Annotated in this window: 9 protein-coding genes and 1 pseudogene; 5 read left to right on the top strand and 5 right to left on the bottom strand. The window is 42.0% G+C overall.

Annotation, left to right across the window (positions count from 1 at the left end; all coding sequences use genetic code 11):
• The first annotated feature begins 198 nt into the window (after positions 1-198).
• The 5 genes from DWX23_RS04510 (at position 199) to DWX23_RS04490 (ending at position 14170) form a co-directional block, all read left to right on the top strand.
• Positions 199-2235, top strand: coding sequence for a glycoside hydrolase family 2 TIM barrel-domain containing protein (locus DWX23_RS04510; protein WP_122373920.1), 2037 nt, complete (start codon positions 199-201; stop codon positions 2233-2235).
• 735 nt (positions 2236-2970) lie between these two features.
• Entirely contained in the window at positions 2971-6321 is a 3351-nt protein-coding gene (locus DWX23_RS04505) for a TonB-dependent receptor (protein WP_122373589.1), read from the top strand.
• 15 nt (positions 6322-6336) lie between these two features.
• Complete coding sequence (locus DWX23_RS04500; RefSeq protein ID WP_007655038.1) at positions 6337-8130, top strand: RagB/SusD family nutrient uptake outer membrane protein; 1794 nt, start codon at positions 6337-6339, stop codon at positions 8128-8130.
• Positions 8131-8817: 687 nt separating this feature from the next.
• Positions 8818-12249: a TonB-dependent receptor gene (locus tag DWX23_RS04495; RefSeq protein ID WP_122373588.1), complete on the top strand. Its 3432-nt coding sequence runs from the start codon at positions 8818-8820 to the stop codon at positions 12247-12249.
• A 16-nt stretch (positions 12250-12265) separates the two neighbouring features.
• On the top strand, positions 12266-14170 hold the full coding sequence (locus tag DWX23_RS04490; protein ID WP_122373587.1) for a RagB/SusD family nutrient uptake outer membrane protein: 1905 nt from the start codon (positions 12266-12268) through the stop codon (positions 14168-14170).
• A 210-nt stretch (positions 14171-14380) separates the two neighbouring features.
• Here DWX23_RS04490 and DWX23_RS25105 read toward each other — a convergent pair whose 3' ends face one another.
• The 5 genes and pseudogenes from DWX23_RS25105 to DWX23_RS04465 form a co-directional block, all read right to left on the bottom strand.
• Positions 14381-14452 (bottom strand): RagB/SusD family nutrient uptake outer membrane protein, encoded by a 72-nt coding sequence (locus DWX23_RS25105; protein ID WP_229801098.1) that lies wholly within the window; start codon positions 14450-14452, stop codon positions 14381-14383.
• A 93-nt stretch (positions 14453-14545) separates the two neighbouring features.
• Positions 14546-15307, bottom strand: a complete 762-nt coding sequence (locus DWX23_RS04480) for a hypothetical protein (protein WP_007655034.1) — start codon at positions 15305-15307, stop codon at positions 14546-14548.
• Between the two features lie 175 nt (positions 15308-15482).
• A pseudogene (locus DWX23_RS04475) lies at positions 15483-15655 on the bottom strand (DUF6808 domain-containing protein).
• A 239-nt stretch (positions 15656-15894) separates the two neighbouring features.
• Positions 15895-16092, bottom strand: coding sequence for a hypothetical protein (locus DWX23_RS24955; RefSeq protein WP_165364449.1), 198 nt, complete (start codon positions 16090-16092; stop codon positions 15895-15897).
• A gap of 435 nt (positions 16093-16527) precedes the next feature.
• Positions 16528-18243 carry a RagB/SusD family nutrient uptake outer membrane protein gene (locus DWX23_RS04465; RefSeq protein WP_007655028.1) on the bottom strand — a complete coding sequence of 572 codons (1716 nt, stop codon included), beginning with the start codon at positions 18241-18243 and terminating at the stop codon, positions 16528-16530.
• Positions 18244-18269: the final 26 nt, after the last annotated feature.

The raw sequence follows: 18269 nt of genomic DNA, 5'->3' as shown, positions 1-18269 counted from the left end.
TGGGAAAATCGTCTAACATAGTATAGATGAGCAATGAAGAACGGTATGAAGATTCGGTATAAAGCTACTGATTTTTTTCTCTCAGTTACTCATAAAAAGCCATACTTGGACAAAAAAGTACCTTTTCTTAGACAAAAAGTGCCTTTCTTCCTGAAAGGATCGTTTTATCTTTGCTATCGGAATAAAGAAATAAATAACATGAAACACATTCTTATCGGTTTACTGCTGGTATTGTGCAGTACATTAACTTATGCCTCCCGCAAGGAGATACTTCTGAATAACGACTGGATGTTCCGTTTTTCTCACCAGGTGCAGAAAAACAGTGCAGAGAGAGTCAATTTGCCACATACCTGGAACAGTGGAGATGCCCTTTCCGGAAAACAGGATTATTATCGCGGAATGGGAAATTATGAAAAGAAACTTTTTGTAAAACCCGAGTGGAAAGGTAAACGGCTTTTCCTTCGTTTTGAAGGTGTCAATACCGTAGCAACGGTATTTGTCAATTCTGTTTGTCTGGGTGAACACAGAGGTGGTTACGGTGCTTTTGTATTCGAAATAACAGATAAGGTAAAATATGGGGCTGAAAATGAGATATTGGTAAAGGTCAATAATGCCCTGCAGCTGGATATAATGCCATTGGTCGGCGATTTCAATTTCTATGGTGGTATTTATCGGGATGTGAATCTGATCATTACCGATCCGGTAAATATTTCATTGACCGATTATGCTTCCCCCGGTGTCTATCTGATCCAAAACAAGGTGACAAAAGAACAGGCCGATGTAAAGGCAAAAGTACTTGTATCGAATAGTTCGTCTGAAAACGTGCCGGTACAGGTGAATGTAAAGATATGGGATGGAAACAAGCTTGTGCAGCAACAGGATCTGAATCTGACGGTAGATGCCGGTCAGGTACATACGGCAGGTTTGGAGTTTTCCATTAAGAACCCTCATTTGTGGAATGGCCGGAAAGATCCGTTTATATATCGTACGGAAGTGACTTTGCTGGGGGACGGTAAAGAAATAGACAGAGTGGTTCAGCCGTTGGGGCTTCGTTTTTACCATGTGGATGCAGAGCAAGGTTTTTTCCTGAACGGCGAACATCTGAAGTTACGTGGCGTATGCCGCCACCAGGATCGTGCGGAGAGGGGAAATGCCTTATATAAAGAACACCATGAAGAAGATGCTGCCATTATCGCAGAGATGGGTACGAATGCCATCCGTCTGGCACATTATCCGCAAGCTACTTATTTTTATAATTTGATGGACAAATATGGTATCGTGGCCTGGGCTGAGATCCCGTTTATCGGGCCGGGCGGTTATCTGGACAGAGGATTCAACGATCTGCCTTCTTTCCGTGAGAATGGGAAAGAACAATTGAAAGAGTTGATCCGCCAGCATTATAATCATCCGTCTATCTGTTTCTGGGGATTGTTTAACGAATTGAAAACACACGGGGATAACCCGATAGAATATATTAAGGAACTGAATGAACTGGCTCATCAGGAAGATCCGACGCGCCCGACAACGGCTGCCAGCTTCCTGTCGTATGACAGCGATATCAGCAAAATTACCGATGTGATTGCCTGGAACCAGTATTTCGGCTGGTATGGAGGTTCTCCTTCTGATATGGGGAAATGGCTGGATGCCAATCATAAAGCCCATCCGGACTATAAGATCGCTATCAGTGAATACGGTGCCGGAGCCAGTATTTATCATCAGCAGGATTCAATTAAGCCGGGCGTAGCTTCCGGTTGGTGGCATCCGGAGAATTTCCAGACTTTCTATCATATGGGAAACTGGGAGGCAATAGCTGAACGTCCGTTCGTTTGGGGATCTTTTATCTGGAACCTGTTCGATTTCGGAGCAGCCCATCGTACGGAAGGCGACCGCCCGGGTATCAATGACAAAGGATTGGTTACATTCGATCGTAAAGTGAAGAAGGATGCTTTCTATTACTATAAAGCAAACTGGAATAAAGACGATAAATTCGTTTACATCGCTAACCGCCGCCATCGCGATCGCACTACACAAGTGGCGGATGTAATGGTTTTCTCAAATTTGCCGGAGGTAGAACTGTTTGTGAACGGCAAAAGCATGGGAAAACAGACACCGGATAATTATGCAACTTTTGTGTGGAAAGGAATAAATCTGGCGGATGGAGAAAATACGATAGAAGCTCGTGCCGTTCAAAAGAAAAACAGTATAACGGATAGCGTGAACTGGACTTGTAAGTAATATAATAGATGGTTTTTTTCTACTAAATTGTGGTTCTTGCAAAAAGAATGATAATTGGATAAAGGTTATTGGGAATAATTTTAGTAGGAAAGTCTTTAAGGGATAGGGTGTTAGTGATTAATGCCTTATCTCTTTTTTTATGTTTTGAATGTAGTTCTTGATGGACTATGGAGATTTAAAAGGCAAACATTATGGGCGCAAATGTAATCGAATGTTTTGTTTGCGAACACATAAATTCGTCTGATTGAAGTGCACAAATTGTCCACAAAGAGAAAATTAACAATGGCTGTATGTCTTGATTACATGTAACTTAGTTCTTTTTTCGCATTTGCATTTTGTAATGCAGTTTCTATTCAGAGTCTTACCTTTTGATCTGTCAGAGAGCAATTGATATATAAGTGTTTTGTGTTATATTCCGTTTATTGTGGTAAAATATTTCCCTCTGATAGAAAAAGAGTCTTTTTATTTGAAAGTTTCCCTGGCAAATCCAAACAAAATACATGCCGGATGGCAACATTATTTAATAAACAGGTAAATACCAAAACTTTAATGAACTCGATGAAATATACCAACTTGAAAGTAACTCCGGATTTTTTTAATAAATAATCTCCATAGTCCATCAAGAACTATTGCATTTAAGTTAAGCGAACAAAACTAATTATCCTTTGTACTTCAAAAACAAAAGGGGTTTTGGCGTACATAATTATTAATTCATTAACTAAATCTGGTGTTATTATGACGAAGGATTTTAATTGTTTTTATTTACCCAGGGCGGTGTTTGTTGGAGCGACAATGTTCCTGGCATCGGTTGGAGTGGCATCTGCCAGTTCGTCTATTTATGGACCTGGTACTTCAGGTACCAATGTTTCGCTTGCATCTCCACAGCAAGCGCAGAAAACGGTGAGTGGAGTAGTGGAAGATCAATTTGGCCCGGTTGCAGGAGCAAATGTTGTAGAAAAAGGAACCACTAACGGAACCATTACCGATATGGAAGGTAAATTTACGTTGAACGTTTCACCAAATGCTATTCTGGTCGTTTCTTTTATCGGTTATACAGAGCAACAAATTCCCGTAGGCAATCAAACTTCATTTACGATCCAGATGAAGGAAGATTCTCAGGCTTTGGATGAGGTGGTCGTTGTAGGTTACGGCACACAGAAAAAAGTGAATTTGACAGGTTCTGTTTCTTCCGTCGACTTTACGGAACAAGCCGCAAGTCGTCCTATTACTAATGTTTCATCGGCTTTGGGTGGTTTGTCTGCCGGTTTGCAGGTTATGCAGAGTAAAGGTAATCCGACCGACGATGGCGCAACGATCCGTGTTCGTGGTACAGGTACATTGAATAATGCCAGTCCGCTGGTATTGGTCGACGGTATGGAGGCCTCGATGGATGCCGTTAATCCACAGGATATCGAGACTATTTCAGTATTGAAAGATGCTGCATCTGCTGCTATTTATGGTTCGCGTGCTGCTAATGGTGTCATTCTGATTACGACAAAGAAAGGTAACCGTGAAAAGATCCGCGTAACTTATTCGGGTACTTTCTCTATGGCTCAACCTTCCAATCTGCTGGACTTTGTAACGGATTATCCTACGCATATGCGTTTGATCAATGAAGCAAAATTCAATGAGGGTTACAATGATGTATTCTCGGCTGCAACGATCGAAGCCTGGGAAGCAGCCAACGCTGATCCGAACGGTTTGAATGCAAACGGTGTTCCTAACTGGCTGGCTTATCCGAATACAGACTGGAACAAAGAAATGTATAAGAATAATCTGGTTCAGGATCATGTTGTTTCGGTGAATGGTGGTAGCGAAAAAGTTACATTTTTATTGTCAGCCGGTTATATGGACAACCCGGGTCTGGTTGAAAATACAGGTTTAAAACGTTACACATTACGTGCCAATGTTGAAGCAAATGTAAACAAATGGCTGACCTTGGGAACCCGTACCTATGCTATTATGAACGATAAAGAGCAGGGTAATTACGCCGATACCGGTATGTTGAACTTTATCCGTCAGACTACGCCGGGTTTGATCGGTATGTATGATGGTAAAATGGGGTATAAGGAAGCTGCCGAAGAAAGTTCTACAGCTAATAATATCTGGGCATATCTGAAACAGACTGATGGGCAGAACCGTTCTTCCCGTTTTAATACGACGATGTACAGTAAGATCAAGTTCATGGAAGGTTTGAGCTGGGACTTCAATTTCAACTACGGACGTCGTTTCGACGAATATAACTCACATACAGTCCCACAGGCTCGCTATACATTCAGTAATGGTGAGATTGCTTCTACGGCAACGACTCCTGACCAGATGACAACAACCTGGAAGTCGTATGCAGAAGAAACATATACGCTGGAAAATATTTTGCGTTATGACAAGAGCTTCAAAGGCGGTCACGATTTGAATGTAATGGTGGGATACAACGAATATTTCTATAAACAATATGAGCATAAGCAACAGAAAAAAGGATTGATAGACCCGAGTATCAACGTCCCCGATGCTGCCACAGAAATGCAGACCAGTACTGGTACAGCAAAAGATGAAGCGCTTCGTTCTGTATTTGGCCGTTTAAACTATGCTTATCTGTCCAAATATCTGTTTGAGGCAAACTTCCGTTATGATGGTTCTTCCCGTTTCAATTCCGATTCGCGTTGGGGTATCTTCCCGTCATTCTCTGCAGCATGGCGTTTGTCGGAAGAAGAATTTATGAAGAATATCGACTGGTTGTCTAATCTGAAGATCCGTGCTTCATGGGGACAGATCGGTAACAACCGTATTACAGATAAAGATGGCTATCAGGATTATTACGGTTATCAGGCTACCTATAAGACTTATAATTATTCTTTCGGAGGGGCTCAGGCCGCTGCCTTGGCGCAGAACAGGATAGGCAACTCCCGTCTGGAATGGGAAAGTACAACCGTTACGAACTTTGGTGTGGATGCCGGTTTCCTCAATAATCGTTTGACAGCAGAGTTGGACGTATATAATAAGGTAACGGACGGTATCTTGACAACTCCGAACCTGCATCTGACAATGGGTATTAAGACTCCGCCGACTATGAATACAGCTGAGGTTACAAACCGTGGTTTCGAATTGACAGTAGGTTGGAAAGATCATGTAGGCGACTTCAATTATGCTGTTTCTACCAATTTCTCTTATAATCATAATGAGGTAACAAAATACCTGGGTAAATATGAGGCCGGTTGGGTAGAGAAAGACGGAAAGAAAGTATGGCAGTCTAACATCGGTGATGTATCAGTCGATAAAGATAAAGGACGTATTGTTGAAGGGCATCCGATCAAAGAATACTACACCTTGAATACCTATTCCGGTAGTGGTTCTCACTTCAACAGCGATGGTTCCGTAGATATTAAAGGAGGTCCGAAAGATGGTATGATCCGTACGGAAGATGATATGAAATGGTTGAATGCCATGATAGACGCTGGTTACAAATTTATGCCCAACCAGAGTGTGGGTAAGAATAATATCTATTACGGTGATTTGATTTATGCCGATTTGAATGGCGACGGTATTTATGGCAGTTCTTATGACTATGATTTTCAGGGCTCCTCCGCTATGCCTAAATTCGGTTATGGTATAAATATCAGTGCCAGTTGGAAAAACTTTGATTTGAGTATGTTGTGGGCCGGTAACGGTGGCTACAAACTGTATTGGGAAGAAGATCCGTATAATAGTGTCGCTATTAGAAATGGTTTTGCTACATCTGAACGGGTTGCAAACGATCATTATTTCTATGATCCGGAAAATCCGACTGATTCGAGAACCAATCTGAATGGCTACATCCCTCGTTTGGTGGAAAATTCAAAACAGAGTCGGCAAACCAGCAACTATTATTTGTACAACGGTACTTATATGAAATTGAAGAATCTGACAATCGGTTATACATTGCCCGTCTCTTTGACAGAAAAAGTTTCTGCGGAAAGAGTTCGTGTATATCTGTCTGGTGAAAACTTGTTTACCATAACATCATTCCCCGGTCAGGATCCTGAAATGGGGGCAACTACAAATTATCCCTCTTTGCGCCAGTTTGCTGCGGGTATTAGTGTTACATTCTAAAAAAGAGAAAAGACAATGAAATTAGTAAATAAAATATTAGTTGTTACAGCTGTTGCTTCGGTTATGACAGCTTGTAAACCTGATTTGTTGGATACGAATCCATACGATAAGGTAGGTTCCGGAGCCATGTGGGGAAATGAAACGATGTGTGATATGGGTGTGAATGGTATCTATGCCACATTGCGCGAGGCAAAGGTTGCACATGAAATGTTTACACAAGACGCTATGGGATTTGCCGGTCAGGCCCGTGATCCTCAGGATTTGTTGAATGGAACAATTACTGCCGGCAATAGTTTGTTCTCTGATACCTGGAAACAGTTGTATGAAGGAATTCACCGTGCAAATGATGCCATAGCCCATTTACCGGAAGCTCCATTGGATGATGCAAAGAAAGATCGTTTGATCGCTGAATCCAAATTCTTGCGTGCTTACTATTATTTCCGTTTGAACCGTGTATTCCAGGGTGTTCCTGTTTATCTGGAACCGGTGGAAGACAGCGAGTGTACCAATGGACGTGAAACGGCTGACAAAGTATGGGAAGTTATTATCTCCGACTTGAACGACTGCATCAACAGTGCTAATTTGCCGAATAAGTATGCGAAAGGTGATGCCAATTATGGTCGTGCAACGAAAGGTGCGGCATATGCTTTGCTGGGACAGACATATATGTGGATGAAAGATTATGCAAAAGCGGAAGCTGCTTTGCGTAAAGTCGGAGATGTCGGTTTTGCATTGTTTCAGGGGGATTACAAACAACTCTTCAAAACAGATAATGAACAATGTGATGAGATGATTTTCTCGGAACAGAATATTGGTATCAAAGATTATGGTTCCAAAACACAATTCTGGTTAGGTTCACGTGTTTCTTTTGGTTCTTGCTGGAATAGTTATCTGCCGAGTGTAAACTGGGTGGAATCATTTGAATGTGCAGACGGTAAGCCGTTTAACTGGAATGACTTCCTACCGGGATATAATGAGATGACTCCTAAAGAACGTGTGGTTTTCTTCCTCCGCGATACTGTCGGTGAGTGGGATACTTATTCGGAAGATATAAAATCAAAACTGCGTGCAGGTTTTGAACTGGCCGTGAAAAATGGAGCTGATATGTCTAAATATCTACCTTCCGGAAATGAAGCCCGTTTGCGTAAAGCCTACGAAAATCGCGATCCTCGTCTGGAAGCGACTGTCATTACTCCGTATGCTGAATATAACGGGGCAATCGGTTCAAAAGAATATACTTATACCTTGCGTTGGCCGGCAACCAACTCGGATGAAGTCGAACCGTATGACCTGAGAACGGATAGCCAGACTTTGTTCTACTATCTGTATCGCAAATTTGTTGCGGAAGGATCGTCTGAAACTCCTAATCGTGAATATTGCCCCTGGGATTATCCGTTGATCCGTTATGCAGACGTAGTCTTAATGTTGGCAGAAGCTATCAATGAACAAGGCTTTAAGCAGGAAGCTGTTGATTTGGTAAACTCTGTACGTGAGAGAGCCGGTGCTGCATTATTGCAGACAACAGATGCCGGTAAACCTACTTATGTAAGTGGCCAGGAAAATATGCGTACCCGTATCCGTAACGAACGTCGTTGGGAATTATCTTTGGAAGGTGTTAACCTGTATGACGAAATTCGTTGGAGAACGATCGGTGACTGGTGTAAAACTGGTGATGGTTCCAAAGAAATCTGGGGTACTGTCGTAAATCCGTTCTCATGGGGTGGAGATTATCTTTATACCTGGGCTATTCCAAGCACGGAATGTGAAAGAAATAGCAATCTGGTTCAGAATGATGGTTGGATAAACTAATTATCGAGATCTGTTCTACCGAATAGTTACTCTGTTAAAAGAATAATCCTTAAACAGGAATTGTAAGAAGTTCTTTTGATGAGGAAATGTTTATGGGATAAGGTGTTATTGATTAATGCCTTATCCTTTTTTTGTGGAGAGTGTAGTTCTAGCTGGACTGTGTCCATATCATGAAACAAAACTGTACGGCACAAAAGTAACACATCGTATGATCTGTTAACATACATTTTTGTCTAATATTGGTGCATTTATTGTCCAAAAATAAAAAATTAACACAATAGTAATGGGCTGTATATGAATATAGTGCATAGATTATGGTCAATTTGCACTAACTATTGAAGTTCTGACAGGTAGAAATAGAACATTCATTTCTCAAAATTAGGTTATATCAATTACTGTTTTTCTATTAATATTAAATAATAGAATTCTAACGACTTTTCTAAACTACTTTTGTTCTGCTATTGAAAAACAAAAAGAGACAGAGCTTTATTCTCAGTTGTTTTCTTATTTGTAAAAAATTACTGATGAGCCAAAATCTAATGATTAGTTAATGAATAAATGGACACAGTCCAGCTAGGACTATTTCCTTTTTATGTGAAACGAACGGACTAAAATTCTTGCACAACAAGTTGTAGTGATTTGGTGTGCGCAAACACAATTTATTCATTAACTAAATCTGGTGTTATTATGACGAAGGATTTTAATCGTTTTTATTTATCAAAACGGATGTTTTTAGGAGTAACTATGCTTTTGACATCTGTGGGGTTGGCTTCAGCCAATCCGGGAATAGAGATTCCCGTTTCCGATGCGCTTGTTGCTTCTCCTCAACAAGCGAAGAAAAAAGTAACAGGAACAGTTGAGGACGCTTTAGGACCGATTGCCGGAGCCAATGTTGTCGAAAAGGGCACAACTAACGGAACGATCACCGATATGGACGGTAAATTCAATCTGGAAGTTTCTCCTAATGCTGTTTTGGTTATAACTTTTATCGGCTATACGGAACAGCAAGTTTCCGTAGGTAGTCAAACGTCATTTACTATTAAACTAAAGGAAGACTCACAGGCGTTAGACGAAGTTGTTGTGGTGGGGTATGGTACACAGAAAAAAGTGAACCTGACAGGTTCGGTAGCATCCGTTAGTGCGGAAAAAATAGCCAACCGCCCGGTGATGAACCTCGGACAGGCTTTGGTGGGCGCGGCTCCAGGTGTACGCGTTACTCAAGGAAGTGGTAACCCTGGTGACGAAAGTATCGGTATCCAGGTGCGTGGCCAAGGTTCATTCAACAATAGTAGCCCATTGGTATTGGTCGATGGTGTTGCTGCTGATATGGCTCCGCTGAATACGGATGACGTTGAAAGCATCTCAATCTTGAAAGATGCCAGTGCGGCGGCAATCTATGGTTCACGTGCAGCCAACGGTGTTATTTTGGTAACAACCAAAAAAGGGAAAAAAGACGAAAGCCCAAGAGTGACTTTCAATGCTATGTTTGCACAGGAAAAGCCGATTACCGATTTTAAATTGATGTCAAGTACGGCCGATTTCATGGAGTTGCACAATATTGCTAAGCTGAATGCCAACCCGACTGCCAATACACCAGACTATAGCCTTGAAAGTATTGAAGAATGGCGTCAAGCTGATTTGAATCCGAACGGAATCTATACGAATCCTGTTACAGGGCAACAGATTCCAAACTGGTTGGCATACCCGAATACAGACTGGGCACAAATTTTGTTTGAACCCGCCTTTTATCAGAAATATGGTGTCAATGTGTCGGGAGGTAGCAAGAATACCACTTATCTGCTTTCGCTGGGTTATCAGAATAATCCGGGTACATTGGATAATACAAGCATGGAACGTTTCAATATCCGTGCCAATATAGAAACAAAAATAGCAGATATCATTACTTTCGGAACACAAACCTATGGAACCAAAGAGTTCAAGGATCCGGGAAGTACGTCTATGACTTATTTGCTTCAGGCATGGCCCGGGCAGACTCCTATCTATGATGGCAAGTATGGATGTAGCGAACATCCGGAAGTAACCCAGAAGGATAATATTTTGCAAGGAGTGGCAGCCAATGGAGGACAGAATACATATACACGCCTCAATACGACATGGTATGCCAACGTCGAGTTACCTTTGAAAGGTTTGGTAGCCGAAGCCAAATTCAACTGGAGCCAGTACAGCCGCCAAGACGAACATTACTCTCAAAACCTGCCTCGTTATAGTTTTCGCGAGAGTTTTGAAACACCGAAAGAAGGATTGGGTGTCTTGGACCAGGCTACGACTTATCGTTATTCGTATGAATCGACCAGTTATACGGCTGACTTGATGTTACGCTATAACAATACATTCGGGAAACACGATGTGGCAGGTTTGTTCGGTTATGAGCAGTATCGTGGTGAAACTACAGGATTCAGTGCAACAAAGAAAGGTTTGATAGATTGGAGTATTACTGATATAACATCTGGTGCGGAAATGCAATCCATTGGTGGTAGTGCCAAGTCGGTGAATGCTATATTATCTTATTTCGGACGTGCAAACTATGCTTATGATAACCGTTATTTGTTTGAATTCAGTTTCCGGTCAGATGCTTCTTCCAAGTTTGCTCCCGGACATCGTAGCAGTTTTTTCCCATCCGGGTCTGCTGCTTGGCGTATCAGTGAAGAATCTTTCTTCGAACCCGTCAAAAATGCAGTTAACAATTTGAAACTTCGTGCTTCTTATGGTTCGTTGGGTAACACCGTAGGGGGTAATTATGACTGGCAAGCTTTGTATAAGAAAGTGAACAATGTGTTTGACGAAAGAGTACAAAATGGTTTGATACAATCTTCTATTCAAAACCTGGCACTTTCTTGGGAAAAAGTGACCACTTATAACATCGGTTTGGATGCCTCTTTCCTTAACCAACGTTTAAGTTTGGAAGCTGATTTCTATTTGCGAAAGACTTCGGATATTCTTACTAATTCCATTATGTATAAAACAATGGGTAGTATCAGTGCTCCTATGTCAAACACAGCCAGTTTGTCTAACCGTGGTCTTGAACTGAACTTGGGTTGGAACGATCAGATTAAAGATTTCCGTTATGGCGTAGGGATCAACTTGGCTTTCAATAAGAATAAAGTAACCGATTTTAAAGGCGAATTGCGGTATGAGTTGGATGAAGATGTCAAAGATATCTGGGGTAATCCGACAATGCGTTATACTAATTTGGCAGATGTTTCTACCGGAGGTGATACCCGTCGTGTAGAAGGACACATGATAGATGAGTTTTTCTTGCGTCGTCCTTATTCCGGTGACGGTTCTTATAAGTTGGCCGACGGTAGTGTTAATCCGAATGGAGGACCTCGTGACGGTATGATTCGTACGAAGGCCGATTTGGATTGGGTGGCTGCGATGTTGGCTGCCGGATATACTTTCAATAATAATTTGAAACAAATTAATTCGAATGGTTCCAATTTATGGTATGGCGACTTGATCATGGCCGACTTGAATGGTGATGGTAAATATGGAAATGATGATGACCGCGAATTTACCGGTAAGAGCTCGACTCCGAAGGTTACTTTGGGCTTTAATATCAATGCCTCTTGGCGTGGTTTTGATTTGAATATGATGTGGTCAGGACGCTTTGGAGGTTATCATTACATTAATTCAAAAGGAGCAAATGGATCTATGATTACTAATACCGGTGATGCTTTGCCTGGCGATGCTTGGAACAGATATTATTTCTACGATTCGGAAGCTTCACATGCTGGCATCATTAAAAATGAGCAGGGCGTTGTCATCGGTTCTTCCTACGATCCTGCAGCTGACCCGAATGCCCGAATCTCTAACGAGTATCCTCGTCTGCTTACTTCCGGTGGTACTACCCCTTCAAATACATTCTATTTGTATAATACGTCGTTTGTTAAGCTGAAATCATTACAAATCGGATATACATTGCCTAAGAAGTGGGTTGCACCTGCAAAGATCAATAATTTGAGAGTATTTGTATCCGGTGAAAATTTGTTGACTTTCAAATCCGATAGATTCCCAGGCGTAGACCCTGAATTGGGTGGCTCGCTTGCCGCATACCCGATTGCACGTATGTTCTCAGGAGGTCTGTCTGTAACCTTTTAATTAAAAGCACATAAAGATGAAAAAGATATTTAATTTGTTAACATTGGCGGCTGTTTTCGGAGTCGCAACATCCTGTACGGATATTTTGGATACGGCACCTAATGATAAGCTTTCCAGTGGTACTATGTGGACTACCGAAGAAAGCGTTGACCAGGGCGTTATTGGCGTGTATTACTCCTTGCAGAGACCTTTCCATGGAAATCAAATTATTGGTGCCGATGCCATGATTGGTTATTATGGGTATGATGCGTTTGGTATGACCGGACAGGGAGAGTATGGCATGCAAAACTTGTTTACTAAATCGGTCAATCCCAGTAACGGGTTTTTCTTAAAAACATGGCAATGGATGTATGACGGTGTGCATCGGGCTAATGCCGCTATAGCTGGTATTGAAAATGCTCCTATCAATGAAGCTAAAAAAGCTCGTTTGATTGCTGAGTGTAAAGTACTTCGTGCATTCTTTTACGATCGTTTGAACATTCTTTTCGGTAATGGCGGAATAGGGGTACCTTTGTATACGGAACCGGTGAACCCGTCTGAATGTGACAAGCCTCAAAGTTCGGAACAGGAGATATGGGCTCAAGTTATTAAGGATTTAAGCGATGCTATAGCTGAGCCTAATTTACCTGACAATCAAATCCAAGGAGAAGGACGAGTAAGTAAAGGGGCTGCTTATGCTTTGCGTGGTAAGGCATATCTGTTGACAAAGGAGTATGATAAAGCAATAGCAGACTTTGCTAAGGTAGGTGAGTGTGGTTACAAATTGTTCCCCGACTACAAACAACTGTTCAAGGTTGCTAACGAGCGTTGTGAAGAGATTATTTTGGCAGTGCAGTATATAGAAGATCCTACGGGATATGGTACGGGAATACAAAAGTATTGTGCGGCATTTACCCAGGGAGCTAAAGATAGCCGTGGCTGTTGGGGTGACTTGCAGGTGACTCCTGCGTTGGTAAACCTTTATGAAGAGGTGAATGGGCAGACTGTTAAAAAGTTTGCTTGGGAGGACTATTTGTCTGATTGGAAGAAAGTGACTGACATGGAGACAGCCGAAGGACACACGAAATATCGCAAAGTATTCTTTATTCGCGATAAGTTCGTGAATGGAAAGGAAATCCATTCTACGGTTACGAAGGCAGTTGATACGGAACTGGCCAAATTGCCCGCAGAAATTCAGGCTATTTATTTGCCGGAAGGTAATGAGGCTCGTTTAAAAACAGCATATGCCAATCGTGACCCGCGCTTGGCTTACAATGTTGTGACACCTTATGCCAATTATTTGGGGGTAAATAGTAATTCTACGGCAGAAGCGTGGTACACGTTTCGTTGGCCTGTTGCTGGTAAATATTATGCAGATCAGGCAAATGCCGAACCGAATGCCAATCCGGAGTTACCGAACGATTATTATGCTTCCGGTTTTATGAATGCACAGGCTGAATTTAAATATATTCATCGTAAATTTATCGGTGAGGGGTTGGAATACCTGCGTCGTGAGCAGAATCCGGTAGATGAACCTATCATTCGTTATGCAGATGTATTGTTGATGTGGGCCGAAGCACTTGTTGAAAAGAATGACTTGGCAGGTGCTATGGCCAAGGTGAAAGAGGTCCGTGACCGTGCCGGTATACCGACTATGGCTTCTAGCTTCTCAGATCAGACAACTGCACGTAACTATGTGCGTGACGAACGTCGTCGTGAGTTTGTGAACGAAGGTATAAACTTTTTTGATGAAATGCGTTGGCGTACGTTGAAAGAAACAAAATTCAGTGAAAAAGTTGCCCAGCATGCATGGGGCGGAACAGAGAGTACCGGAGGTACTGTTTATGATTGGATTGGTGACCAGTGGTATACTTGGCCTGTTCCCAAAAGTGAAACAGAGCTTAATCCGAATTTGATACCTACACCGGGTTGGGAATACTAATCGATACGAGCACGCACTTTGTTGATTGTATAGAATAATAGAAAGAGGGTGTCAAAGTAATCTGACACCCTCATGAAATAGAAATTTATAAGAATGGATTAGTCTATCCAACCCTCATTTTGTTTTAGGTTTTCATTCATCAGAATTTCAGACCTAGGAATAACCCAGTTGTATAAATGGTTACCTCCCCAAGTATAAGAATATTGAGGTTCACCCCAAATCTGTTTTTCCCTGTTCATTCAAACATTCAGCTAAAGAAAGGACTATATCCGCATAACGAATTAATGGTATATCAATTGGCGAATAACTTCTGTTTGGTATTTCATTTGCACCTTTAAACCCATAATTTGCTCAAATCTTGAGACTGCCTCTTTCTTAATTAAGGTCGCTACACGTAACCCCAGAGTATATATGATTATTGTAAGCTTCTAAAATGCCACTAGCTATCCTAGTATAAGGATTGCTATAAATAAGTCCTGTCGTCTTGTTGTTTACTGCCCCGTAAAGACTCCAGCATATAATACTGAAACTAGAGGTGGAGGGATATGCTTTAATATAAACAAAAGGCAGAAACTCATCGTCTTTTTGCTTATCCATTCGAGCCATAATAGCTGCAGCTTGTGCATAAGTAAAAGAAGATCCTGGAGGACAATTGTTCTCTTCTATAAATGCTGCTCCTTCATACCTATCCTTAAGCTTCTCCCACGCAGTCTTTTCTTCCTTTTTAGAGCCATCAGATTCTGTGTTAGAATCATCAGGTGGACCAGGAAAAGATATAATATTATAACGCATATTATAAGAATATAGCCAGTTTGAAATATCCGTAAGACCTAAAATATTATATCCTACACATCCTCCAAATTGTGCTATTGTTTCTTCGATTGTTAGAGGTCCGGTCAAGAATGTAGTTTTCCCTTTACTCTCATAATCCGACCAATATGGACCCATATCAAAGCCATGATACATAATAGCCCCAATAACCTCTATTCTCCAATCATGTAAATTAAAGGGGCCGTTATCGTTAATGCTTTTTGTAACGACATCTATGGTAGAATCATCCTTTTCATCAAATACTGTTTCGTTGCTACACGCAAAAAACAACATAAAAGCCACTGATGCAAATAATAGATTTTTCATAATAATAATTTAATAAGTTAAACAAATGGATTATAGAACTACAAAGAGTTAATAAATGCTTTAAATTTATTATTTTATCTACATACCACAAAGCTAAATATTATGTTATTAAACACAAAAAACACCCTACTCTCACAAGCAAGACGGCTAACTTTAGTATTAATATCAAATCAAATTACCAAATCCTGTAATACACCCCCACTTCGACATATGGCGACAGTCCGGATCGTCCTGCCCCATAACCGACAGACAGCCCAATCCCCAAAGGCGGGCAGGTATTTTCTTTGTTATATAGACGGTCTTCGGAAAAATATCTATACTATCCAGGGCGACATTATATCTGCTCACCCACGCCCTGTAATTTTGTGTGACGTACTCTTTCCTGACTTCATCACTTTTCTGCGCTACCACGGCGTGAATTGATTATCAACGAGTTATCTTTTGTTTTAGGTGGCGCAAGCTAAAAAACGTAATTTTGCGGCATGTATGTGCGCAAGAAAAAGAACCGCTCTGGCACTATCAGTGTCGTTGTAGTAAGCAAATCCTCCGGTAAGTATGAGGAAATAAAGAGCTTTGGCACCGCGGACTCAATAGAAGACACGGAAAATTTGTGTGATGCCGCCTAAAGATGGATTAACAGCTATGCAGGTCAGCGAGAACTCGAAGAGACCAAGCGAGTAGTCGGCAATATGGATGCTGTATTGATCAACGGAACTCAGTTGCTGCTTGATTGTATCTATGATAATATTGGCTTCAATCGCATACCGGACGAGATCTTGCGACATCTTGTGATCGCACGTGTATCTCAGCCTGCGCGAAGAATAGAAGCACACATGTTTGCATTTGCTTTGTCGCCTATAAAATATATAAGGAATTGGAGCGAATTATCAAAGAAAAGAACATTGACCTGAGCGTAGGAAAGGTACTTGATGCCGTCAAAACTATTACTACCATCAGAGTGAAGATGCCTGAAAATGAAGAAATTTATACTAAGACCCTATTCCTGACTGATAAACATCGGGCGATACGCTCACTATTTGACTTCGCCGATGAACCGAAATGATTTGGGTGGCGCATTGACGAAGTCAGGAAAAAGAGGAGGGTGTGCCAAAACTCTCTTTTCAACAAAATCCCCCCTGTCACACATAGCTGTAGCAGGGGGGATTTTTATATTTTGGATGTTTTGACACACCTCCTCTTTTTTTGAAATAGATGGGTTATTACCAGTTCGGATTCTGTGTCAAATCCGGATTGATTTCGATTTCTGTAGCGGGTATTGGCCACAGGTAATCGCGGTTTTCGCGGAATACACGGGTTAGCATACGTTTTCCTGTGATGCCGAATTCATCTCCGTTCAATAGAGTATGGGATAATTTCCAGCGACGCAGGTCACTGTCGCGGATACCTTCGCCAGCCAACTCGAATGCTCTCTCACGGAAAATACGCTGGAATACTTCATCCTTTGTATTGGCGGCCAGATAAGAAGGACCGCTGTTCAGCAGGGCGATTCCGGCACGGGCACGAACTTTGTTGATGTATTCGACAGCCTTTGACTGGTTGCCCGTTTCATTATAACATTCTGCCAACATCAGATAAACATCTGCCAGACGAAGAATCGGGAAGTTAACAGGGGTATGGGCACGGTCGGTAATTTGTCCGTTCCAGTCGCCTTCCGGTACAAATTTTCTCCAGAAATAGGTTTCCCATCCCCCCTTATTGTTTCGCATGAAACCGTTATTTTCGTTTACGGCAACAACGTCACCTTTTTCGTTTTTCGCGAAGATGAAAGTCATCAGACGTTCTTGGTTACGGTTCCATCCCAGATAAGTTGTGTAAGGAGCGATAACGGTGGCCGATAAACGCGGGTCACGCTGTTCGTACATCTCTTTTACTTTTTCCGATTCAGCCGGGATATCCAGTACTTCCGAACCGTCGCTGTTGACCGTGCATCTGAATACACGTTCCTTAACCTGGTTGTCGGAGTTGAAGCCGGGGAATACTTCGTCCCAGTCGAACGGGCGTCCGTCCTTGTATTCATACATGTCGACCAGGTTGGTGGAAGGTACCGTATTGTTCCAGCAACTGCCATAGGAGTTACGGGTTCCGGCATAGAAACATAAAGGCATACCGTAGCTGTTTCCTGTTCCTCCCAGGTTGATGATGGAGAAAATCATTTCGGAACTGGTATGGCCCGTCGGAGTGAATAACTCAGCGAAGTCATCATGTAATGCATGTCCAGCTTGGGATTTTTCCAGGTTTTCGATGGCTTTGTCGTATTGTTTGTCGTACAAGTAAACCTTACCCAACAGGGCCTGGGCTGCTGACAATGTAACACGTCCGTAGTTTGCATCGTTCCATTGGTCGGGAAGTCCGGCGCCCAATGCCTTTTCCAGGTCGGCAAGGATAAAAGCACGTGTTTCTTCTGCAGAACTTCTGGGTTTCAGTAGGTTGTTGAACTCTTTTTCCAGATCGGTCGTTTCGTCGTATATGGGAAGTCCTCCGAAATAGTCCAGCAGGTGGAAATAGATTAATGCACGGAGAAAACGAGCTTCACCCAACATCTGGTTTTTAGGTACTTCGTCGATAGGAGCTTCGCCAATGCTGCGGATAGCCAGATTGGCACGCTGAATGGCGTTGTATCCGTTTTGCCATTTGCCGTTCAGGAATCCGGTACGCGGGGTACAGGTTCCCAGCTGAAGGGCTTCATACTGGTCATATCCGGCTGCGACATCGGAGTTGACGTCTATCATAAACATTTTACCGTACAGGTCGGTGTTTTTCAGGGAGGCGTAAACTCCCATCAGACCTTGCTTACACTGGTCTTCCGTCTGCCAGAAAGTACTGGAACTCAACTGGTCGTATGGAGCCCTGTCCAGGTCGTAACAGCCTGTCAATGTAAATAAGGCTGCTAAAAAAGACATGATATATTTTTTCATTTTATAATTCTGTTTATTAGTTAGAC

Source organism: Parabacteroides sp. AF18-52, assembly GCF_003479145.1.
Lineage (GTDB): Bacteria > Bacteroidota > Bacteroidia > Bacteroidales > Tannerellaceae > Parabacteroides > Parabacteroides faecis.
Note: the sequence above shows the minus strand (reverse complement) of the source record. Positions and strands in the feature narration are given on the sequence as shown.